Raw genomic sequence first — 22,519 nt, 5'->3', positions numbered from 1 at the left:
TTTTTAATATGTAGTTCCTCTTTTTCTATTGAAATAGGTTATAGAGTAACATAATCCTATTATATTTACTTTTCGAATATTCAACTATTGGGGTTTTTAAAGCTGATAAATGATGTGAGAAGTTCGGGGTTATATTTAAAATTAACAAATTTAGGAATAAAATAGGGTATATTGGTCTTATTTGATATAGTTTGCTTCCCTCTATTAACTAGTTTTCAAGAAAAAATTACCCCAAATGGGAGAAAACGCAAAAGTGTTTCTTCAAAAAAAAATCGTCAGGAATACCGCAATATTCCTAACGATAAGGGGTTTAATCCTTTTTGTATTCTGACAAATCATTTTCCTCGCCAAATTCGGTGGCATATTTTAGATTTCTGTTATTTAATTGTTCTTTCTTATGATCTTCTTGTCGGATTGGTGAAAATAAAATACTTAAACAAACTAATCCGCTTAATCCTACAAGTCCATATACAACTCTCGCCAAAAAGGATCCTTGCCCGCCAAAAATTGCTGCTACTAAATCGAACCTAAAAAAACCAATTAATCCCCAGTTAATTGCACCGATAATCACTAAAGCTAAAGCAATCTTTTGTAAAGTTCTCACAATAATCACCTCCTTTTTATTATCTTTTGAATTGAGGAGTTTTTTAATGCATTTGAAGTCACTATATGTCCAATTTCCTTATAGACTTTAACTCTCTATATTAAGTTCCTGCGCTGTCTCTCCATTTAGATTTAAGATACGAACTGTTTCAGGCTGTATTTCCAAAAACACGTAGTTAGGGTCGTCCGGGCCTTCAAACCATTTTCTAAATGTACCCTCCCAGTACTTATTCTTTAATGTTTGTGAATCATTTATATTTGAGGTACCAGCTATTTCAACATAGGCATCATTTTGCCCATTCATTTCATACCCTAACAACACAGAAACAGCTGAATTTTTTTTTATTTCATTTATTTTTTCTGTATCTAATTTAGTTGGAGTAAATAATGTCAAGTCATCGTTATAAAATGTCATAAACCGTGAATGAGGCTTATTATTTTCTACCGATGACAGGATACCTGTTCTATGATTCGAGATAATTTTGAGCACCTTATCTTTTAATTCTTCGTTCATGGCTCCATACTCCTTTTTTAGTCATTTAAAATTCCCTCTTATCATTTCCATACAAAAAATATATATTGCAGGAAAACTCAAGATAATCAGCAGAATATAAAAAAGATGAAACCTTTTCGATTTCATCTTTACTATCTGCTATCTCATAATAAAATAACAAATTATTACTGTTTTAATTGATTCATCTCCATGATACACTCCTGCACAAGAGTAACTCCCTGGCTCATGGATGCCCCTCCGCCAAACGCTGCCGTTACACCTACAGCTTCGAGTATTTCTTGTTCTGAACATCCTTGATCAAGACAACCTTTTGTATGATAGATAATACAATATTCATCTTGAGCATGAATACTGATTCCTAATGCAATTAACTGTTTTTGTTTTTGAGATAAAGTACCTTCTTTAAAACACTCCTCCGTAAACTCATTAAAGCTCCTTGCAAATTCAGGCATCTTCTCAGTAAACAACCCAAGACCTTCTTTATATTTGATTAGTGCTGCTTCAGTTGAATTTCCAGCTTTCATTTCCATAATAATCGTCTCCTTTTCATCATTTTTAAGTCCCAAATTTAGTATGAGTACCCAATCATTTTTTTATCAAAACTTTAGACCAGTAGTAAAAAATCATAAGTTCATTATAAAAAAGTGAACATTCGGCTAAATAATGAATTTTAGGAACTTGTAGTCAGCTTATCCTTTCGTTTTTCTATTTCTTCATTTCTTATCTTTATTCTTGTTCATTGCCCTCCAAATAATCATGATTAACATTAAGAAAAGAAAGCAAATGAGAATCATTTGTAAAAACCAGAAGAACATGTGATGCAACATCATATTTTTCCCCATCATCATCCCCATTGAAGTTGGGGGAAACCAAGTCATTTTTATGACAAATATCAAGGACAAAATTCCAAGAAGGATAATCAAAATTAAAAATATGGTGGACAGTATTTTATTCATTTTCTCACCTATTCCACTTTATATCCGATTCCCCAAACTGTTTTAACAGGCTGTTCATCGACTCCTGCTGCCTTTAATTTTTCCCGGAGATTTTTAATATGAGAATCAACTGTTCGATCTTCCCCTGAAAACTCTAAACCCCAAATTAACTCAACCAATTGATCTCTTGATAAGACATTTCCTTTATGTTCTAAAAGAACCTTTAGCAGGTCAAACTCTGTTTGTGTAAGGCTAATTTTTTTATCATTATAAGTAACGTTTCGTGCATTTGAATCTACGATGATACCTTCATATTTTAATAAATTTTCCTTTTCCTCACTTAGATGAGTCCTTCGCAGCAATGCATGTACCCTGGCTATTAATTCCTCGGCTTCAAATGGTTTAACTAAATAATCATCTGCACCCTTTGAAAATCCTGCAACCTTATCTTTAACTGTTCCTTTTGCCGTTAACATAATGACTGGTAAATCTGAAACCTGCCTTACTTGTTCCAGTGTCTGCCAGCCATCAAGCAATGGCATCATAACATCAAGGATCATTAACTGATATTCATGTTTAACAATTTTTTCATAAGCCTCCTTTCCATTCTCTGCTTCTTCTATAACAAAACCCGCCTGCTTTAAATAAAGCCGCAATAGCTGTCTCATTTCAAACTCATCATCGACAACCAATATTTTAATCATCACTTTTTCTTCTCCTTGTTACATTTAGATTTTTAATGTTATGGTAAAAGTAGAACCTCCGTTCTCTTGACTTTCAACCGTAATTTCTCCTTCATGGGCTTTTACAATCTGTTTTACTACATATAGTCCCAACCCGGTTCCTCCTGTCATTCTGGCACGGGAATGTTCCACGCGGTAAAAACGGTCAAAAATTTTGGTCAGTTCTGACTTTGGAATGCCGATCCCTGTGTCTTTTACTTTCAGTTTTATAAAACCTTTTTCTTTATAAGAGGAGATTAAAATTTCACCTTGCTGTGTATATTTCATTGCATTTTCAACAAGGTTATACAAGACTTGCTCCATTCTCTTTGGGTCAATTCGGATTAACGGGATTTCATGTAGTTTGGAGTTTATCTTTATCCCCTTTTTCCATATTTCAGGCTTAAGATTTGTTATTACCTTTTCGATAATCTGATTAATATTTGAAACCTCACGATCTAATATAAATTCATTTACCTGTAATTTACTCATTTCAAATAAATCATTTACTAAAATCGATATTCTATTTGCTTCATTATTGATAATTTGTAAATACTGCTTCTGTTCCTCACTGCTTTGATACATCCCCTTCATTAATATATCGCTATACCCTTTAATATAGGTTAGAGGGGTGCGAAGCTCATGTGAAACTCCTGCAAGGAAATCGTTCCTGCTATCTTCAAAGTATTGAAGCTGCTCCCCTAGCGACTGAATAGTTCTTCCCAGCTGGGCTATTTCATCATCACCCTTCACGGGAATTTCTTGTTGATACCTGCCAAGTGACATTTTATTTGTTGCATCCTTCATTATTAAAAGAGGCTTTGTAAGTCTTTTGGATAGAATCCCAATAAATCCGAATGCGAGCAATACTACCCCTAAGCTGGCTATTAATATTAATAGGTTTAATACAACCACGATTTCTCGTATTATATAGGAGGGATAGTACATATAAACGTAACCTTCATTTTTTCCAATAGGAGAAACGGAAATAATATAATCGTGGTGCTTCCAATCACTCTCTAATAGAAGTCCTTTTTTTAGTAGCTTTCCTTTAGGTAATAAATGATTTTTCATATCTTCATCCAGGGGAACCGAAGAACCGATTACACTTTGATTAGGATTGGTGATTAAAACCTTGGTTGTTGCTCCTATTTCCATTCGGATTACATGCTCTATTGTTGCCTCATTAAATTGTCCTTCCAGTACCTTTGCGTGATTATTCCCCCTTACCAGCAGATCCTGCTTAACATAATCACCGAATATATTAATAAAAACCCCATATAATATGAATCCTAATATGAGAAGCAATACAACAAAAATCCCACTGAATAATAGCCCCAATTTCGTTGATATACTGTTTATTTTTTTTATTTTTTTCATTTAATTGCTCCTTGGTTTTTCAAAAAAGTAACCTCTGTTCCATCATAAAATAATAATATCGAGAAATTATGGAGAAATCTAATTAAGCAATTATCTAGAATGCTTACTCAAAAAATCAAACCAAAAAAAGGGATCGGTGTTTACAGCCAATCCCTTTAAAACTTAAAGATATTTTATTGTAAATATTATTTCACAGGTGAAAGTTCACTTTCTGTTACCCACATATGCTTGGTGATCTTCTCACCAGTTTTTGTATCAGTGTAATCAACCATATAAACAGTTGTTTGTTCAGCCGTATCAATTGTTGCCTTTGCTCCTTTCATTCCTTTCATATGTTCTGCATTTAAAACAACTTCTTCACCCGATTTATATGGTTTGTCACCAGCATTTTTAATTTCTTCATGAACCACCCATTTGTGATTTTTGACTGGTTTCCCACCAGTTGTTGGAGTATATGTTACTGAATAGACAGTAGTATCAAAAGCTCCAGAAACAGTTGCTTCAGCACCTTCCATTCCCGGCATATGTTCTGCATGAATAATCACTTTACTACCAACAGGATAGGAAGAATTTTCTGCCATTGTTAAACCTTCTGGAACCTCTCCTGAACCTGAGTGATCCATTCCTTCCATAGAATCAGAATTATCACTTTTACTCCTATTTTCATGCGTGTTAGATTTTGGATCTGCATTATCACTTGGGGATGTCTTATCATTACCTCCACATGCAGCTAAAAAGAATACCAACATTAATGCAGCTATTCCTAAAAATGCTTTTTTATGTTTCACTATTACCATCCTTTCTAACGTATCTATTGTCTAAAAATAGATTATCAATAATTTGTGGAGATTTTATGCAGATATTATGGGACTTTTTTATTAATTTTATAAGCTTTTTCTTTTTGACCCAAATTAAAAAAGCATGGCTTATAGGAAGCCATGTTTTTAATAATTCCTCTATATTTTTTAAAATGAACAAAATAAATACCATCAAGGAATATCATGAATTCCTCTCTTTTAAAAGGGAATCTCACTAGTTTCAAACATTTTACCGCTTTTAATTCAAAATTTATCAACCGCACAGATGTTAGGAACAATTTCCATTTCCCTTTGTTGTCCTGTACCTAATTCAAAAAAATGACACCTAACCTCTGTTGGGTGTCATTTCTGTGTTTTTAGTTCTCTGACAATTTCATTCCCCAACTTAGTCCATATCTACTGAAGGTTCATAGCTACTTAAAAATGAACAAAAAGGTCAGCCGAAACGGCTTCATTTAAAACCCACTTGATTGGTACTTGTTCAACAGGTAACATAAATCTAGTTTCGTCTTTTATATCCAAATCAACAACATATAGTCTTACACCAAAGTCAACAGCAATATCAAGAAGTTCATGAATTGAGGGTGCACCAAAATCGTTTAGGGCATTTGAAAGGTACTTTATACCTTTAGAAGGAATTGGTATATAGTTTTCGTCTAATATGTTTACACCTTTTCTTGAAAAAGCTAAAATCACCTCAGCCCCGGATGATGCCGCACCTACCGCAATATTTAATGGGGGATAGACAGACTCTAGTTCATCGTGAAGTGCTAAAACCACAACTTTTTTAGTTTCCATAATGAAAATCCCCCCTCAATAACTTAAAACCGAATCAGCTTGATAGGCTATTTCCAAAAAGGTTGCGACTCCTGCTAGTTCTGCTCCATTGATCAATTCTAATCCATCGGCCATTAAAACGTTCATCTGACATCCAAATAATTTAATTCCTGCATTTATCGCTGAATTTAATAATAATGAAAGTTCTTTACCATGAATTTTATCCATTTTATTTAAATACCGCCGGTCTAAAACTCGTGCTCCATCAAGATCAAAAAAGATGGCCACTTCATTGTTTTGTTTTACTTTTATTAGTGCTTCTTTCAGCGCAAAGGGTACATTTGAGCTTAACGATAAAAAGTATACAAATTTCTTACTCATCATTATTACCCCATCTTTCGTTGGCGATAATTTATACTTTTTACGGAATAGAGCTTATAAAATATTCATCCACGTTTTCGCTGCAGTAGCGTAGATTAACATTCCAGAAATAAATGAGCCAACAAATCCAATTAGTAAGATCGTAATTATAAAACTAATATCCATGTTGACCTCCTGTTTTATAAAAAGGAACCAAAAATGGTTCCTTTATTTTTAACCCTTTTTAATCCAAAACTTTAACAAGCCGTTATCTTCTTCATGCTTGATTAACTCATGGCCCCCAGATTTAGCCCATGCAGCAAGGTCATTTTTTGCCCCTTTATCCGTTGCATGGATTTCTAACACTTGACCACTTTCAAGTTCGTTCATGGCTTTTTTCGTTTTTACAATCGGCATTGGGCACGCTAACCCTTTTGCATCTAAAACTTTATCGACATTCATAAATTATTCCTCCTTATTATTCTGTATGGTGAACTGCACAACGGTTTGGACCGATTTCTAATTCTTGCATTGTATCAACATCTACCGTTTTTACCCCGCGGTTGATGGCCACAATATCCTCAAAGTTTGGCGGTTTTACCGAACTAGCCGATTTTTCTACATTATTTAGGAATTCTTCCTTCGGTGTGGTAAACATTTTTTTATTACGCTTTCTGATATTTCCGAGTAGGTCTCCAATATCACCATCTGTGTTGATTTCACTTTCAAAATCAGCATAATGTCCTGGAAGTACAATCACTTCATCTGTAATTTCTGCAACCTTTGTATGAACGGTATCGTATAAATCATTTGCCCATTCACGCACTTTATTGCCTAGATCAGGACGGCCCAACCCACTTACAAAAATGGTGTCTCCAGAGAACAGTAGTTTGTGATTAACAAAGAAAGATACGCTGCCAGGTGTATGACCAGGTGTTTTTACCGCCAACACTTCAAGTGTAACGCTGTTAAACTCAATTTTTTTATAGTTCTCCAATGCTTCAAAATCAAATACCGCTCCTTCACTCTTCATGAGGTAGTATTTTGCGCCAGTGCTATTTGCCAGAATAGTTCCACCAGAAATATGGTCCGCATGTAAATGAGAGTCGACAATATGGGTAATTTTAGCCCCTTCTTCTTCTGCCGCTTTTACATACTCATCTGTGAATCGTGCTGGGTCTACGATAAGCGCCTCTCCATCTGATACAACCATATAAGATAAGCAGCCTTTTCCGACTCGTACAAATTGAAATACTTTAATATCTTCATCTTCGTATACTTTTACCTTGTAAAGATATTCGCTCCATGCTTTCATTCCATCTTCTAATGAGTAGATGTTATCAAAACCTTCTTCCACCAATTGTTCCGCCACAAAAATGGATGAACCGCCTTTAGCGCAAATAGTTACAACATCACGATCTTTAGGGATTTTATCAGCAATTGGTTTGATTCCGTCAATAAGTTCAAAATAAGGAATGTTTAAATAATCAAAGTTTTCGCCTTCCACTTTCCAATCACTAAAATCACTTTCATTTCGGACATCCAAAATAAACAATTTTTCCTTATTTAATACTCTTTCTGTCAATTCTTTCGCCGTCACATTTTTCACTGTCATTTTTGTACCTCCTTCGTGACTAAACCAGTACTTTTCCCGTTCCATTGGCTCATTCCTAGTACCACGTTAAAGACTTTTGAAAATCCCTTTTCTGCCAGCTTTTGTGCTGCCATATCACTGCGGTTTCCTGTTCGGCAAATGATATAAATTTCATCATTTTTGTTTAATTCTATTAGTCTTTCTTCCAATTTCCCCAAAGGAATGGAGATAGCATTTGGAATATGGTTAAAGGCGTATTCTGCCGTTTCTCTTACATCAAGGACCACAATGTTTTCATTCTCAAGCTTTGCTTCAAGCTGATCGTTATTGATGACATGGGGATGTTTACGTTCCAATGTTTCGTTGCCGGAAGACTTTCTTAGATAATGTTTTAATACTTCTCCTTCTTTTAATGTGCCTAAATATTGGTGCCCTGTACTTTCAGCCCATGCCTTAATATCCGCTTTGGACCCTTTATCTGTTGCCTGCACTTCTAATACTTGACCTGCCTCTAAATCCTTCATCGCTTTCTTAGTTTTGACAATTGGCATTGGACATGCCAATCCTTTTGCGTCCAAAATGACGTTAGCTTTCATGTTTTCCATCTTAAAACCTCCAATATACATACCTATATGGGTATTGATTTTATTAAAAAAACATTCCACTCTTCCTTCCCTGGCCATCATTTTTAGGCCCAACCGCCCATGCCGCCTTTAACATTTGTTACTTTTGTAAATCCCAGATTTTTTAGTATCTTGCTAGCCTTTTGGCTTCTCATACCACTTTGGCAAATCACAACTACTTCTTTTTCTTTTGAAAGTTCATTTGATTTTTGAGCAAGTTGATGAAGAGGAATATTTTTAAATTCTCTAATATGATTTCCTTTAAACTCCCCAGGTGTTCTGACATCAACAAATTGCTTATTCTTGTCTTTTAATTCATTTTTTAATTCTGTTGCAGAAATCTGTCTAACTCCTTTTACAGGTAAAATTCGTCGTATGATCAAAATTAAGAAAAGCCCAATTAAGATATAATTAACATATTCCAAGAGTAGTCCCTCCTTCGATGTTATGTAGGGGAGGATTCCCCCTATCGTTAAATAAACAGATTCACATTACCATCTTCTGCGTCCGCTAAGTACGCTGCAACACCTGCATATTCAATGTTATCCAATAATTCTTCTTGTTGAAGACCCAACAAATCCATTGTCATTGTACAAGCCACTAATTTGACACCCTGCTCTTGAGCCATTTCAATTAATTGTGGAAGTGGCATTGCATTGTGCTTTTTCATGATATCTTTAATCATCTTAGGACCAAAGCCAGCAAAGTTCATCTTGGATAGTCCCATTTTATCCGCTCCTCTAGGCATCATTTTTCCGAACATTTTTTCCATGAATCCCTTTTTTACTGGAATATGTTCATCTTTACGAAGAGCATTTAATCCCCAAAACGTATGAAAAATGGTGACCTCGTGATCATAAGCTGCCGCACCATTTGCAATAATATAAGCAGCCATTGCTTTATCATAATCTCCACTAAATAGGACAATCGTTGTTTTTTTCTTTTCTGACATGCATTTTCCTCCTGAATATATAAAATTTAATTAAACCGATACACGTATGGGTATTTTATAGTTCAAAAAAAATTATCCTTTTTAATCCAAAACTTTAGAACAGCATTTTCCTCTTCATGTTTTAATATTAAAACTTACCCCTACGGGTATAATACTAAATATAATCAAAGGGTGTGTCAACCCCTTTTTACAAAGGATTATTTCCCCTATTCGTATTTCTATTTATCCACACATATAACAAAAGGGTTTTTTGTTTTAAAAAAATAATAGACCCTTCAATATCAATTTAACACCTTTTTGGGTATAATAGTTTCCTTAATAACAGTATATTTCAAGCCCCGGATGATTATCGGCTTTTTACAAGCAAATTGACAGCCTCTTTAACCATTTCTTCCATGCTTCTTTCCCCTTGGTTAGTCGCTTTTTGTACACATTCTACTAAGTTGGAACTTACGATAACACCGATTGTCCGATCAATGGCAGTTCTAGATGCAGATAACTGAGTGATCACCTCTTTACAATCCTTGTTTTCTTCCATCATTCTTAAAATTCCTCTTAATTGTCCTTCAATACGTTTTACTCTATTTTTAATTTGATCATTGTACTCCATGTTCTTAACCCCTTTAACAACAGTTATTTTCCATTTTTATAGAGTTATCCTTTTTGTGAATTTCATTACTGTCGGAAATGATATACCCGACCACTCGAAAACCTTTTTGTCTTAGTAGACGGATACCAATATTTTTTTCAAGTGAACTGGATGACACAACAAATAACTCATCATTCGGGATCTGATTAATATTTCTATTTAGATAGGCAATCGGGATATTGATTGAACCATTAACTGGATCCTTGAAGGATTCATGATAGTCTCTAATATCTATTATCTTTATTTTCCCTACTTCAAGATTCTTCAAATTGATAAATCGAACACCAAGAACCGGAAAATATCTTCTATATAAAATAAATGATATAATTAATGTTATCAAAATTAGAAAAATCATCTAAGCCTCCTTCAATGAGACAAATTTAATTGACAGGCTTTATATTATACCCCTATAGGTATTATGTCAATAGGATTTTAATAAATTTTTTCAGTATAAAAAAAAGACCGCAATCATTAATATGGCGGTCAGAATGAAGGAAATTTTTAAGAGACTGAACAAAAATTTTTATTATGAACAATCACTTTCTTCCCATTTTATATACATTTATCAATACAACCGATTAACCGATTTTCAATGTCTTTTGCAAATTGCTTCAGCTTAACATCATTAAGTAGACTAATAAGTGCTGTCGGTTTGGGCATCCCAATTTTAACTTTTCCATGATCATCATAAACAACAATTTTACAGGGCAGAAAATATCCCGCCATTTCGTTTTCATTAAGAACTCTTTGAGCTTCTTGAGGGTTACATACTTCCAGAACCTTAAACTCCTTATGAAAATCCAGCCCCTTTTCCTGAAGCTTTTCTTTAATATCAAATCTCCATAATACACCAAATTTTTCTTCTTTTAAGTATTCCTCTAAACTTTGTATCGCTTCGTCCATATTTTTATTTGTAGAAACAGTATAATCAAACATAATTTCTTCCTCCAAAATTATATATCATTATAAATTACATACATCACTTCTTTTTTCCCTTACACGCATGGGACAAGCCAAGCCTTTAGCGTTTAACACCATATTTACTATAACCTCTATTACCTTTTTCCTTCCTTTCAGATTTATTATCTTTCTACGTAATCATTCCATTCCAATACTCCACCTTCCATATTTACCCATATTATTATTTTAAACGTTTATGAAAAAAGCATGGCCTCAAAAATCAGGTCATGCTTTACTCACAAAATGATTTATTCTCAAATGTAATCTTCTAATTATAGTATTAGAGTTGAACTTACTTTTTAATTTTTTATTATCCAAAATTTGATCAAGCCTTTTTCCATTTCAGTTTTTAGAATGGTATGACCTGCATTTTTTGACCAAGCCGGAAGATCGTTTAGGGCTCCCTTATCTGTAACAAGCAGCTCTAAAACCTGTCCACTTTTCAATGCTTCAAGACCTTTTTTTAATTTGATGATTGGTATTGGACAGGTTAGACCACTTACATCTATAACCGAATCGACTTTTATTTTCTTGACATCGTTTACAGTTGTTTCCCCAAGGTCGTTAGTTGAGGTTTCAACATTTTTGTTTACATTGCTTCCGAACACGGAGGAATATGTTTTCCAGCCGCCATCCACATTTTTAACATGATAGCCGTTGTTTTTTAAAATTCTACTTGCCAAATATCCTCTTAGACCAACCTGACAGCTTACATAAATGGTCTGATCCTTCGGAAGCTCTTCTAATCGCTTTCTTAGATCATTTAAAGGAATATTGGTGGACCCTTCAATAAAACCTAATTCACGCTCCATTGGCTCACGAACGTCGATTAATAGCCCTCCGCCTGCAACGATTTTGTCAACTTCATGCCACTGAACTATTTCCAATTCGCCCTCCATGATGTTGGAAGCCACATAACCAGCCATATTAACTGGATCTTTAGCGGATGAATATGGCGGGGCATACGATAATTCCAGGTTGGTCAGATCTTCTACTGTCAATCCACCTTTAATGGCAGTTGCGATCACGTCGATGCGCTTATCCACGCCGTCTGCTCCAACTGCTTGGGCGCCGAATATTTTTCCAGTTTCTTTATCAAAGATTAATTTCAAGGCAATTGGAGATGCTCCAGGATAGTATCCTGCGTGTGAACTTGGGTGAATATGAACCACTTCATATGTTACCCCTAAACGTTTTAATGTTTTTTCATTATTTCCTGTAGCTGCAACCGTTAGATCAAACACCTTGGCAATCGACGTCCCTATTGTTCCTTGATACTTCTCTTTTTTACCCAACATATTATTTGCTGCAATCCGACCTTGACGGTTTGCTGGTCCTGCCAGCGGGATCATCGTCTTCGTTCCGCTAATATAATCAACAACCTCGACCGCATCGCCAACGGCATAAATATCTTTATTTGAGGTCTGCAGGTATTCGTTAACAATGATACCTCCGCGCTCTCCCAGTTCCAATCCTGCTGCCTTCGCTAATCCATTTTCCGGCCTGACTCCGATGGATAAAATAGTCATATCCGTTTCGATTTCTGTTCCATCAGAAAGGATAACCTTCTTTCCTTGGTCAGCAAATGATTTCACACCGTTTTCCAAGATTAACTTTACGCCTTTTTCTTTTAAATGAGAATGTAAAATACTAGCCATTTCAAAGTCAATTGGCGCCATAATTTGGTTGGCCATTTCAATAAAGGTCACTTCTATTCCTCTATCTGCCAAATTTTCCGCCATTTCAATCCCAATAAATCCTCCGCCAATCACAACGGCTTTTTTAGGATGTTTGGATTCAACATAGTTTTTGATTTTATCCATATCCGGAATATTTCTTAAAGTAAATAGTAACTGATTTTCTTTTAGTCCTGGAATTGGTGGAACAATCGGTCTAGCCCCTGGAGATAATAATAATTTTTCATATGTTTCTTCGTACACTTCCCCAGTTCCTAAATTCTTGATGGTCACACTTTTATTTTCAGGAGAGATGCTCAATACTTCACTTGAATTGCGGATGTCGAGATTGAAACGTTCTGACATTCCTTTTACGGTTTGAACTAGTAATTTACTGCGATCCTTGATGATTTCACCAATATAGTAAGGCAGTCCGCAATTTGCAAATGAAATATGCTCCCCGCGTTCTACAAGAATTATTTCCACCTCTTCACTTAATCTTCTTAATCTGGCAGCTGCTGTAGCTCCACCAGCAACTCCGCCTACAATGATTACTTTCTGTCTCATGTTTTTCCCTCCAAGCAATTTTGTAAATCTTATCAATTAAGAAAAATATTGATTACCAGATATACCCCAATGGGTTTAATACCTATATGGGTATTATAGAGTGTAATAAAAAAATGCGAAGTCCTTTTTTATGATCTTCACATTTTCTTCACATTTAATTTCACAGATTATTCACATTTAAATTAATGAGGTGACGGTCTTATTATTTTTCTTTTTTATTTTTATCAGCAAAATCTTGTTTAAGCGAAATAAAAAAGCTTGGAATCCAAGCTTTTTTATTTATTTAAATACTGAAAAAGGAACATCAAAAATATTCCATAAAACAACTATAACCATGGCAGATAACACCCAAGCAAATATTGGAGTTTTGAAATGTATTCGTAGCAATACGAATATTGCGGCACTAAACAAAGCTGACCACCATAAGTTCCACCCATTATAGTATTTGATTAAATTAAATTTTACATCAATAAACTCATTCATCAAATATATTAATACCCAACAAAGGGTATATAAGAATCCTTTAAGTTTATTGTTTTCCGGAAATCTAGACAAATAAATAATGGCAGTTGATGGATACTTAATCGCTATAATTGATAAGGAAACAATTTTATTAGTCACCCCCATTTTCTGATCCACATCTGGCGGGACGTATCTCCACATCGGATAAGAATCCGATAACAATAGTAAATAAAGGAAATCTCCGAGAATAAAAAAAAGAATGGTTGGATAATACGTTCTCCAATTCCTCCAATCCCCCCATATCCACAACGCTCCGAGCCATATGGCAGCGTAAATTGCATTGATCATTACTATATCCCCTAATCCTTGAAATAAATGGAAAATCATTCCCATTATTCATTGTTTCTCCCTTTTTTATGCATAAACAATTGAATTGGGAAATGAATATTCTTAGGATTGCAATCACAGTAAAAATTTCCTCACCATCTTTTTATCCTTTATAAAAAGAAAATGTGGAAAAAGGACAGGGCTGGGAAAATTTAAAAATAAAAATAAGGCTGCCCAAAAAGTCTGTTACGAACTTTTTGGACAGCCCCTTTTCTTTTATTATCTGTTAAGAAAGGTAATTTAGCGCATCTGCAAATCTCTTAATTCCTTCATGTATCGAATCTTCATCCTCCCTAGCAAAAGTAAAGCGGACAAATCCCTTTCCGGATCCCATCGTGGAACCCGGGACAAAAATGACTCCTCTCTTGATGGATTCCTCGAGCAATTGCATCTCATTATAATCTTTTTTCACCCTGCACCATAAATGAATTCCACCTTGAGGAACAGAAAACTCCACTTGGTCTCCTAAAAAATGATTAAGGCTGGTAACGATTTGATTCCTTCTTTTCTCTAATTCCTTTACCAAATTTTTAAAATGAGTGTGAAAACTTTCCGACTCTAGAAAATCATTGGCAATCCACTGATTGAAACTAGCATGTCCAAAATCAATTTGTTGTTTCGCATCGGATAACCTTTCAATAACCGGAACCGGTCCAATAATCCAGCCAATCCTTAACCCGGACGCAACGATCTTTGATAACGAACTAATATATAAAACATTTCCATGAACATCCATCGATTTTAAAGTTGGGATTCCTTCCCCAGTAAAAGAAGTCAAACTATATGGGTCATCCTCGACGATCGGAATCCCATACTCTGAGGAGATTTCTAAAATAGATTTTCTTCTTGTTTCATTAAGGGTCGACCCGGTTGGATTTTGAAAAGCCGAATTTAAAAATATCATTCTGATTCGGTGCTTTTTATATAATGCCAGTAACTCATCCGGATTAATACCATCCTTATCCACTGGTAAAAAATATGGTTTTATCCCCGCTGTTTTAAAAATTGGAAGGTTGTAATTATATGAGGGATCTTCCAATGCCACTGCATCCCCTGGTTTTAACAGGCATTGAACAACCAGGTGCAGTGCTTGCTGCGCCCCTGATGTAATCAAGATGGAGGAAGGATTTGTTTCAATCCTTCGATATTCCCTAACATGCTTTGTTATGGTCTCTCTTAATTCCTTGTTTCCCTGCGGATGGTCGTACCCTAAACTACCGGCAAACGATCTAGTTGATGTTATTGCTCGTAAGAATTTCTTTGGAAAAAGGTCTTCTGATAATTCCCCGCTGGCCAGATTGATCAGCTTATGTCCAGCAGTTTCATAACGTATTCTTTGTATGAGAGGCTGATTAGGTAAAAACGAGCCTGCCTCGATATACCTGTTCCAGCTTGGTATTCGCTTCTTAGTGATTCCCCAAATATCCTTGCTGATCGTGGTCCCGCTCCCCCTATTTCTTTGGATCAGTCCGTTTGCTTCCAGCTCGTCATAGGCAGCCACCACTGTACTTCTGTTTATATTAAATTCCTTCGCCAATTTTCTTTCTGATGGTAATGGTTTATCAGGCGGAAAAGTTCCATCCGCAATACCGTTTTCAATATATTCCGCAAGCTGCTTATATAGAGCTTTTTTGACTTTTCGATCTGGTTTCCAATCCATAAACAACATTCCTTTTTATATCTTTCATTATAAAAACCTATCGTCCTGCGACAATAGGCTATTAAGGGGACTGCTAGGTAAAAAATACGATAAACAACGCTAGAACAATGAAACTTAGCGGAATAACAACAGCATAAATTAAAGTCAAATTTTTAGCGTTTCTTTTCGTGGAGCTTCTATAGTTTTCGTCGCTTTTTCCAGCAATTAAAAATGTTGCAATAATGGCAATGATGATGACTACAAATACCAAAGTAGTTAAAATTCCCATGGAACACCTCTTATAACCTAATTAAGTACCAATTTTATTAACTTAATAAAATTATAATATAGGAAATGCACTTAATGACCATCCAATTTTTATAAAAATAGACCATCCACTTTTAAAATTCACTTCTAGAGTTGATCTCCAAACTCTAATTACAAAATGGATGGGTAAAAAAATTTTCAATTGGGGGTTAAAAAAAACGTAATTTCTATTATGATGAAAGGATAGCTTTTCCAAAAAGTTAATCTTACAATATATTCAAACTGGTAAAATCCTAGATATTATTACAATTCAATTAAGGAGTATCAAACATGGGCAGTATTCCGAAAGAAAACAGTTTTTGGGGGAATTGTTTATTTTTCAAGGATTTAAATTATAAAAATTTTTCTGCAGGGCTGGTGGCGGGGATTTTCATCATCACAGGACCTACTGCTCTCATATTGGAAGCATCAAAAAATGGAAACTTTAGTCCGTCCCAGACCATTCTTTGGATATTTGCTGTATATGTATTTGGAGGGTTATTTGGAATCTTTCTCCCTCTATACAGCCGCGTACCGATTGTCGGCGGCCATACGCTTACCGGTGTTGCCTTTCTTGCAACGGTAACATCGCAGTTTACCTTTCATGAATTAATTGGATCTTATCTGATTTCGGGTCTATTGATGGTGCTCATTGGCGCTTTAGGTTTTTTCTCCAAGTTAATGAAGCTGGTGCCTAAAGAAATCATTTCAGCCATGCTGGCAGGAATGATCACAAAGTATATGGTGAATTTTATCGTTTCCATCAATGAATTATTAATTGTTGGGTTCATTCCATTAATCGCTTTTTTTATTTTTAGCAGATGGAAGTTAAAAGTCCCGCCTGTCATTGCTGCCATATTATTTGGAGTATTCGGCTTGATCCTTTTCCACCCTTTACAAAACGTTCAATGGACTAATGCGATGATGATGCCTGCAATACAGCTGCCTGAATTTAATCCTTTGAGTTTCCTTTCTGTATCAGTCCCTCTAGCATTGCTTATTTTAAGTAATGATGCCGCAGTAGCAGTTGGTGCATTGGAACAAAACAATTATCGGACTCCGATTAAACAAATTATCTGCTTCAGCGGCTTATTTTCAATCATCACCAACTTTTTCGGAGGGCAATCCGCGAATATTGCCGGGATGGGGACTGTTATTTGTTCAGATGATGCGGCCGGACCAAAGGAAAAGAGATATATGGGTGCTGTCGTAACTGGTACTCTTCTGCTAGTCTTTGGTTTATTTTCGTGGAAACTCGTACCGCTGATTCAAGCGTTGCCGAAAGATTTTATTTCCGTTATCGTGGGCTTTTCCCTACTCGGCGTATTTGGAACTAGCCTGTATCAGGCTTTTTCAAGACAAGATATGAAAATGAGCACTTTATTCGCCTTTATTATTGCCCTATCCAATATTACCGTAGCAAGTATAAGCGCTCCCGTTTGGTCGCTGCTTATTGGAACAATCATCGCAAGATACATAGAAGGTATTACGGCTGCACAAGGAGAGAAACAATCAAAAAAAACAGCGTAGCTTTATCTTGCTGGATTCATTGATTCTAAATAACCCTTGGAAAAAGAAGACTCAATCACCGAATGATAGGGTCTTCTTTTTGTGATAAAAATAAGATGGTTGATAAAAATACAACAGTAGTGACCGAAATCATGTTTGAAAAGCGGAGATACCTGTAGGGATAAATGATGCCTTTTTTGAGAGCTCTAATGCCATCCTACCCTTGTTTTTAACAAAAACTTTTGGCATTTATAGTTGTATTCGCAGTTCCCTAAATTAATATACTATAAGGCGATACTATTATAAAAACATGCCTTAGCTAAGAAATACCATGTAAGATAAAATAAAGTAAAATCCCGCCGATAAAGAACAGCGGTGTACTTTTAAAGGTTCCTCGATTAATGATCGGCAGTAATAATGTTCCGCTAAGATATAAGAAAATCCCGGCTGTTACGGATAGTCCAACGGCGATAATTATCTCTTGAAAATCTTTAAGCCCCGCAAGTAAAATCCCAATTCCTGCTCCGATCCAAGTAAAAATCCCTTGAATGATTAGATACATAGTGGTTTTTTTCCTGCCGTTTAGAAAAGCAAGCATTACTGACGTATAAGAAAGCCCTTCCGGTATTTTATGAATGATCAATGCGATGGAAACAAAAACACCTAATTCAAAAGATGCAGAATAGCTGATGCCAATCGATAAGCCTTCGAATAAATTATGAAGCAGCATCCCGATTGTTAGTCCGGTTCCAGCAGCATGCTCAACGTGATCTAGTCCGTTTTTACCGTTTAATGCTGGCAGGAAGATTATATACATAATAATAAATCCTATTAAAACGAACAAACTGCTATGATGAAAAACCTCTTGTACTTCCGGAATTAAATCCAAAATAGCGATCGATAACAATAAACCCGCACTAAGAGCAACTAATGACAATAAAGTCTTTTCGGACCAATTTTTTCGGATTAAAACTATAAAGCCCCCAAGAATGTAGGCAAGAGATGAGAGTAAAACAACAAGAAATATATCTAAAGTCAGCTTCATCCCTCCTTATAAGTTTATCCCTACATTTTTATTCCTCAAATTATCAAATGGTTCCTAACACTAAAAAATGAGGCGGTCTTATTCAGATCGCCTCATTTTTTGATTTATTTAGTAGAAACTAGCTCCAACGATAATTAAAAGGATAAACAATACAACGATTAAAACAAACGGGCTAAAGCCGCCATAACCAAAGCCTCCGCCGTATCCATAACCGCCGCATCCGCACCAACCGCACATAACAAATGCACCTCCTTAATTGTTTACTTATATTTATGCGCCTCCCTCCAACAGGGGAAATGCTAATATAATAGATTAGAAAAAATGGATAATTGTCCCGTCTGCCTTTTCCATGTAATATTTAAGGAATGTTGTAGGGATTTCGATTTTCTAAGAGAATAAGTTAATGAGGGAATGAATTTTGTTCTGGAGTGATAAGATGAGAATCGGCAAATTTGGTCAAGTAAATGGGCTAACAATAGACACCATTAGGCACTATATGGATTTAGGATTGATTGTTCCCGAAAAGAAGGGTGGACAATACTTCTTCGATGAGGTCTGCCAAAAAGATTTGGAGCATATTTTGGAACTGAAAGGAATGGGCTTTAGTTTAAACGAAATCAAAACGATTTCCCATTATAAAAACTTTGGCCAATTAACCCCTTATGAAGAAGATACGTACTATCAATCTCTTTTTTTAGATAAATATGAAAATCTGGAACATGAAATTAATAACTTAATGAAAGCAAAGAAAAAGCTAAAGTTAAAATTAGATGAGTTATCAGCCAAAACATTGGAGTCTTCTTCAAAAATGGGAATCGATCTTACGCTGCTGGGCATGCTAACATGTCATCATTGTAATAGTCTGCTAACTCTAAAAGAAGGCGTGATCAACAGAAATCAGATCATAAGCGGAAAGCTGCCATGTAACTGTGGTGAGGAATATTTGATTGAATCTGGCATTTTAATGGCAGGAAAGCAATTCAAAACGAAAAATAGAAATCGACTGGAAAATAGTATCTCGAAATATATTCATGAAACCGACCCACTCTTCCTGGAAAATCTTAATAAATGCCTTCAATGGTCGAAAAGGAAGCTCGAGCAAATGGATTTGCATCAAAAAGTAGTAATGGAATTAGGCACCGGAATCGGTTTTTTTCTAAGGAATGTTTATCAATCCTTGCCAGAGGACTGCCTCTATATTTGTGTAGATCACAACCTTGAACGCCATCAATTTTTAAAAAACTTGCTGGAACGATCTCATTCGAAAAGAAAATTTCTGTTTATTTGTGCAGATTTCCTTGAAATTCCGCTGCCCCATCACTCTGTTGATCTACTAATTGATGGAACGGGGACAAGTAATTACAGCTTTGAAAATGAGGAATTTTTGCTAAGCCAAGTTGATTCGCTTATCAAACCGGAAGGATCCTTATTAGGGACCTATTTAACATTTAGAAATTTTAGTCAAAAAAGTAAAATAGCTTCCAGCTATCGAGATAATTTCACACTTACTCATATAAAGAAAAAAATTAACGGCTTACGTTATAAAACGCTGGATGAAAAAATTTCGGATTCGATTACCAGAGGAGGAAAATACGAAGATTTCTTTGTTGAAGGAGAAGAAGTCGTTTCCTATAGTTTTTTCGGCAAAAGATAGGGTTAACCCTATCTTTTTTATTTTTTTCGCAAAATTCACCTGAATACGCCTATTGCTGTGGGGTTTACCTGACGGTGTAAGCTTAGTTTAAGAAATTTTGTTGAGGTGAATCAATCATGAATGAACTATCAATGAGCAACCAAGGAAAAAAGAATGAATTAGAATTAAGAAATTTATATTTATATTCAGCCGGAAAGACAGTTTCAAGCTTTGGGACAACGATTTATCAATTTGCGTTGGGGCTGTACGTGTTAAAACAAACGGGGTCAGCCTTGAGTTTTGCTCTAACCCTAATTTTAGGAATCATCCCGATGATTATTATCAATCCTTTTGCCGGGGTGCTTGCCGATAAAATAAATAAGAAACGGTTAGTTGTTTCAATGGATCTTGTTAACGGAATGTTGTTCATTTCGGTTTATTTGTTAAGTCAGTTTTTTGGACTAAGCCTTTTCCTTATCTATTCGACAACCTTTCTCATGACGGTATTCTCAACATTCTTTGGCGTCGCCATCGAAGCCGGGAAACCAAACATCGTATCGGAACAGAACCTAATGAGAATAAATTCAATAAGTAAAATTATTGATTCCGTTTCCTCCATAACAGGGCCCATGTTAGGCGGGATTGTATTTGCCATTTTTGACATAAAGACTTTTATTATCATTACCGGTATAACTTTTATCCTGTCTGGTGTGTCGTTACTATTTATTCAATTTGATTTATTTAAAAGAAAAATAATGGACCATGTGCCAAGTAAAAAAATTCAGTTTTTGAAGGATATTAAGGATGGCCTTTCCTACTTAATCCAAAGGAAAAATATCATGAAGTTATTTGTACTGTTGATTTCATTAAATTTCTTTCTAGGTTTTTCGATTACCATTCCAATGCCATACATTATTAATACCGTCCTAAAACTTGGGCCAAAGGAATTCGGTGTGATCCAAGCTGCATTTCCAGTAGGAATGATTATCGGGGCAATGGTAGTGAAAAAAGTCATCAAAAATATTTCGTATTCCTTACTTTTAAAATATATTAGTTTTTCGCTTTCTTTTTTACTGATTATTGCTGGAATTCCATTACTATTTGGTGAGCTAAAGCTGATCCCTGGTTTTTATTTAACTTTTTACTGTTCAGTGATGTTCTTATTAGGCGTAGCGGTGGCATTGATTGATATTCCAATCGCTTTTATTATGCAAAAAGAAATACCGGATGAATATCGGGGTAGAGTGTTAAGTATTGGCATTAGCATTGCAAAAACGATGCTCCCAGCTGCAATGATTACTGCCGGGGTTCTCTTAAATCATATTCCAGCCTATGCTTTACCTATAGGTGGGGGAATATTATTTCTTTTGTTTAACATTGGGTCACCCACAAGAGCTCAAATTGAATTGACACAAAAAGTATAAAGATTTTACTTATTTTGGAATATGTAAAAAAACGCAAGAGATTCCTTGCGTTTTTCTTCTTAGAGATAGCATAGTTAAACTTAAAGTGCTTGCGTTTGAAGACCAGGAATAATATCCGGATCGATGATTTGCCCGTCATTTAAATCATTATCCCAGATAAGCGAGAGATTCGATATATTGACATAAAATCCGGCCTGGTTACCTACTCCGTTGTTCGTCTTTCTATGTGCAGACCAACCTGAAATCTGGTTTTCGCCTACTGAAACAGAACTATTCGTATTCTGCATAATGATGTTGATTGCTCCAACTCCCACAGGAATCGCCATGAAAGACACCTCTTTCTTATTTATTTTGTAATCTTAACATCGTTCATCTGGGCATCAATGATGTCCTGATCCATGATAATATTTGTATTTAATATCTGCTCCGTAATACCCATTGAGCGCCCTGTTCCCTCATTGCGTTTCGAGTGGGCGGACCATCCGTCTAATACATTCTCTCCAACGGAAATGGCTGCATTCGTATCCATAGAGAACACATTTATTGCATCCACATCAATATTATTAATTTCCTGTATAATGTTATGATGATTTACTAATGCAGCTTCATCAGCCTTTTTGACATCCACACCGATAAAATCTTGTCTGTTAGGGATTTGAACATTATTTTCTATAGGGGCATCAATGCAATCATTATCGACCACAACATTAATGTTTTGAATGGCTTGTGAAGAAGATAGTGGTCCGAATCCTTGATTAGCTTTAAGTTGTGAAGTCCAATAATTAGCGTTATTTATACCCACAAAAATACCGGATGATGAATCAATGTTATGGACCGTTATTCCCGTTATATTTACATCATGGATAATTTTATTTTCCATCTCCAGCCTCCGAACCATGGTCATTTTTTATAATGACAAATCCAGGTGAATAGACTCCTCTCCCTAAAACCCTTCCATAATACAGTATGATTGAACATTTTCAT

Annotated in this window: 27 protein-coding genes; 3 read left to right on the top strand and 24 right to left on the bottom strand. The window is 35.4% G+C overall.

What is annotated here, in order from left to right; all coding sequences use genetic code 11:
• Positions 1 to 310: 310 nt before the first annotated feature.
• From A6749_RS22065 to A6749_RS21965, 20 genes are all read right to left on the bottom strand, one after another.
• Complete coding sequence (locus A6749_RS22065) at positions 311 to 604, bottom strand: DUF378 domain-containing protein (protein WP_066396659.1); 294 nt, start codon at positions 602 to 604, stop codon at positions 311 to 313.
• Between the two features lie 87 nt (positions 605 to 691).
• Positions 692 to 1,117, bottom strand: a complete 426-nt coding sequence (locus tag A6749_RS22060) for a pyridoxamine 5'-phosphate oxidase family protein (RefSeq protein ID WP_066396654.1) — start codon at positions 1,115 to 1,117, stop codon at positions 692 to 694.
• Between the two features lie 164 nt (positions 1,118 to 1,281).
• The gene (locus A6749_RS22055) at positions 1,282 to 1,647 is read right to left on the bottom strand and encodes a carboxymuconolactone decarboxylase family protein (RefSeq protein ID WP_066396651.1); all 366 of its coding nucleotides are present in this window, start codon (positions 1,645 to 1,647) and stop codon (positions 1,282 to 1,284) included.
• A gap of 434 nt (positions 1,648 to 2,081) precedes the next feature.
• On the bottom strand, positions 2,082 to 2,756 hold the full coding sequence (locus A6749_RS22045; RefSeq protein WP_066396642.1) for a response regulator transcription factor: 675 nt from the start codon (positions 2,754 to 2,756) through the stop codon (positions 2,082 to 2,084).
• A gap of 24 nt (positions 2,757 to 2,780) precedes the next feature.
• The gene (locus A6749_RS22040; RefSeq protein ID WP_066396637.1) at positions 2,781 to 4,154 is read right to left on the bottom strand and encodes a sensor histidine kinase; all 1,374 of its coding nucleotides are present in this window, start codon (positions 4,152 to 4,154) and stop codon (positions 2,781 to 2,783) included.
• Positions 4,155 to 4,339: 185 nt separating this feature from the next.
• Positions 4,340 to 4,942, bottom strand: coding sequence for a YdhK family protein (locus tag A6749_RS22035; protein WP_066396634.1), 603 nt, complete (start codon positions 4,940 to 4,942; stop codon positions 4,340 to 4,342).
• Positions 4,943 to 5,389: 447 nt separating this feature from the next.
• A complete protein-coding gene (locus A6749_RS22030) occupies positions 5,390 to 5,770 on the bottom strand; it encodes a peroxiredoxin family protein (protein WP_066396631.1) in 381 nt (126 codons plus the stop codon).
• 15 nt (positions 5,771 to 5,785) lie between these two features.
• A complete protein-coding gene (locus A6749_RS22025; protein ID WP_236719710.1) occupies positions 5,786 to 6,130 on the bottom strand; it encodes a DsrE/DsrF/DrsH-like family protein in 345 nt (114 codons plus the stop codon).
• A gap of 213 nt (positions 6,131 to 6,343) precedes the next feature.
• On the bottom strand, positions 6,344 to 6,571 hold the full coding sequence (locus A6749_RS22020) for a sulfurtransferase TusA family protein (protein WP_066396627.1): 228 nt from the start codon (positions 6,569 to 6,571) through the stop codon (positions 6,344 to 6,346).
• Positions 6,572 to 6,587: 16 nt separating this feature from the next.
• The gene (locus A6749_RS22015) at positions 6,588 to 7,724 is read right to left on the bottom strand and encodes an MBL fold metallo-hydrolase (protein ID WP_066396624.1); all 1,137 of its coding nucleotides are present in this window, start codon (positions 7,722 to 7,724) and stop codon (positions 6,588 to 6,590) included.
• On the bottom strand, positions 7,721 to 8,308 hold the full coding sequence (locus A6749_RS22010) for a sulfurtransferase TusA family protein (RefSeq protein WP_066401087.1): 588 nt from the start codon (positions 8,306 to 8,308) through the stop codon (positions 7,721 to 7,723). The genes A6749_RS22015 and A6749_RS22010 overlap by 4 nt, the downstream gene beginning before the upstream one ends.
• A gap of 83 nt (positions 8,309 to 8,391) precedes the next feature.
• A complete protein-coding gene (locus A6749_RS22005; protein ID WP_066396622.1) occupies positions 8,392 to 8,751 on the bottom strand; it encodes a rhodanese-like domain-containing protein in 360 nt (119 codons plus the stop codon).
• 47 nt (positions 8,752 to 8,798) lie between these two features.
• Complete coding sequence (locus A6749_RS22000) at positions 8,799 to 9,278, bottom strand: DsrE/DsrF/DrsH-like family protein (RefSeq protein WP_066396619.1); 480 nt, start codon at positions 9,276 to 9,278, stop codon at positions 8,799 to 8,801.
• 346 nt (positions 9,279 to 9,624) lie between these two features.
• Positions 9,625 to 9,888 (bottom strand): metal-sensitive transcriptional regulator, encoded by a 264-nt coding sequence (locus A6749_RS21995; protein WP_066396616.1) that lies wholly within the window; start codon positions 9,886 to 9,888, stop codon positions 9,625 to 9,627.
• 13 nt (positions 9,889 to 9,901) lie between these two features.
• Positions 9,902 to 10,282: a rhodanese-like domain-containing protein gene (locus A6749_RS21990; protein ID WP_066396613.1), complete on the bottom strand. Its 381-nt coding sequence runs from the start codon at positions 10,280 to 10,282 to the stop codon at positions 9,902 to 9,904.
• A gap of 197 nt (positions 10,283 to 10,479) precedes the next feature.
• The gene (locus A6749_RS21985) at positions 10,480 to 10,863 is read right to left on the bottom strand and encodes a DUF302 domain-containing protein (RefSeq protein WP_066396609.1); all 384 of its coding nucleotides are present in this window, start codon (positions 10,861 to 10,863) and stop codon (positions 10,480 to 10,482) included.
• Positions 10,864 to 11,186: 323 nt separating this feature from the next.
• Positions 11,187 to 13,130: a CoA-disulfide reductase gene (locus tag A6749_RS21980; protein ID WP_066396607.1), complete on the bottom strand. Its 1,944-nt coding sequence runs from the start codon at positions 13,128 to 13,130 to the stop codon at positions 11,187 to 11,189.
• Between the two features lie 279 nt (positions 13,131 to 13,409).
• Positions 13,410 to 13,940: a CBO0543 family protein gene (locus A6749_RS21975; protein WP_066401086.1), complete on the bottom strand. Its 531-nt coding sequence runs from the start codon at positions 13,938 to 13,940 to the stop codon at positions 13,410 to 13,412.
• A 265-nt stretch (positions 13,941 to 14,205) separates the two neighbouring features.
• Complete coding sequence (gene pdxR / locus A6749_RS21970) at positions 14,206 to 15,639, bottom strand: MocR-like pyridoxine biosynthesis transcription factor PdxR (protein ID WP_066396604.1); 1,434 nt, start codon at positions 15,637 to 15,639, stop codon at positions 14,206 to 14,208.
• A gap of 73 nt (positions 15,640 to 15,712) precedes the next feature.
• The gene (locus tag A6749_RS21965) at positions 15,713 to 15,907 is read right to left on the bottom strand and encodes a hypothetical protein (protein ID WP_066396603.1); all 195 of its coding nucleotides are present in this window, start codon (positions 15,905 to 15,907) and stop codon (positions 15,713 to 15,715) included.
• A 308-nt stretch (positions 15,908 to 16,215) separates the two neighbouring features.
• Here A6749_RS21965 and A6749_RS21960 point away from each other — a divergent pair, with 308 nt between their 5' ends.
• On the top strand, positions 16,216 to 17,454 hold the full coding sequence (locus tag A6749_RS21960; protein WP_066396600.1) for a benzoate/H(+) symporter BenE family transporter: 1,239 nt from the start codon (positions 16,216 to 16,218) through the stop codon (positions 17,452 to 17,454).
• A gap of 298 nt (positions 17,455 to 17,752) precedes the next feature.
• Here the strand turns inward: A6749_RS21960 and A6749_RS21955 are convergent, their stop codons facing one another.
• Together A6749_RS21955 and A6749_RS27835 are read right to left on the bottom strand one after the other, a co-directional pair.
• Complete coding sequence (locus A6749_RS21955; protein ID WP_066396597.1) at positions 17,753 to 18,478, bottom strand: ZIP family metal transporter; 726 nt, start codon at positions 18,476 to 18,478, stop codon at positions 17,753 to 17,755.
• 108 nt (positions 18,479 to 18,586) lie between these two features.
• Positions 18,587 to 18,715, bottom strand: coding sequence for a YjcZ family sporulation protein (locus A6749_RS27835; RefSeq protein WP_084797925.1), 129 nt, complete (start codon positions 18,713 to 18,715; stop codon positions 18,587 to 18,589).
• Between the two features lie 199 nt (positions 18,716 to 18,914).
• On the opposite strand from A6749_RS27835, the gene A6749_RS21950 reads away from it, so the two are divergent.
• Positions 18,915 to 20,132 carry a MerR family transcriptional regulator gene (locus tag A6749_RS21950; protein WP_066396594.1) on the top strand — a complete coding sequence of 406 codons (1,218 nt, stop codon included), beginning with the start codon at positions 18,915 to 18,917 and terminating at the stop codon, positions 20,130 to 20,132.
• Positions 20,133 to 20,248: 116 nt separating this feature from the next.
• The gene (locus A6749_RS21945) at positions 20,249 to 21,535 is read left to right on the top strand and encodes an MFS transporter (protein WP_066396592.1); all 1,287 of its coding nucleotides are present in this window, start codon (positions 20,249 to 20,251) and stop codon (positions 21,533 to 21,535) included.
• Between the two features lie 80 nt (positions 21,536 to 21,615).
• Here A6749_RS21945 and A6749_RS21940 read toward each other — a convergent pair whose 3' ends face one another.
• Positions 21,616 to 21,861, bottom strand: coding sequence for a hypothetical protein (locus A6749_RS21940; protein WP_066396591.1), 246 nt, complete (start codon positions 21,859 to 21,861; stop codon positions 21,616 to 21,618).
• A gap of 20 nt (positions 21,862 to 21,881) precedes the next feature.
• Complete coding sequence (locus A6749_RS21935; protein ID WP_066396580.1) at positions 21,882 to 22,415, bottom strand: hypothetical protein; 534 nt, start codon at positions 22,413 to 22,415, stop codon at positions 21,882 to 21,884.
• Positions 22,416 to 22,519 lie beyond the last annotated feature (104 nt).

Origin of the sequence: Neobacillus mesonae, assembly GCF_001636315.1 — a bacterium.
Lineage (GTDB): Bacteria > Bacillota > Bacilli > Bacillales > Cytobacillaceae > Neobacillus > Neobacillus mesonae.
This window is presented reverse-complemented; position numbering and strand designations above follow the sequence as displayed.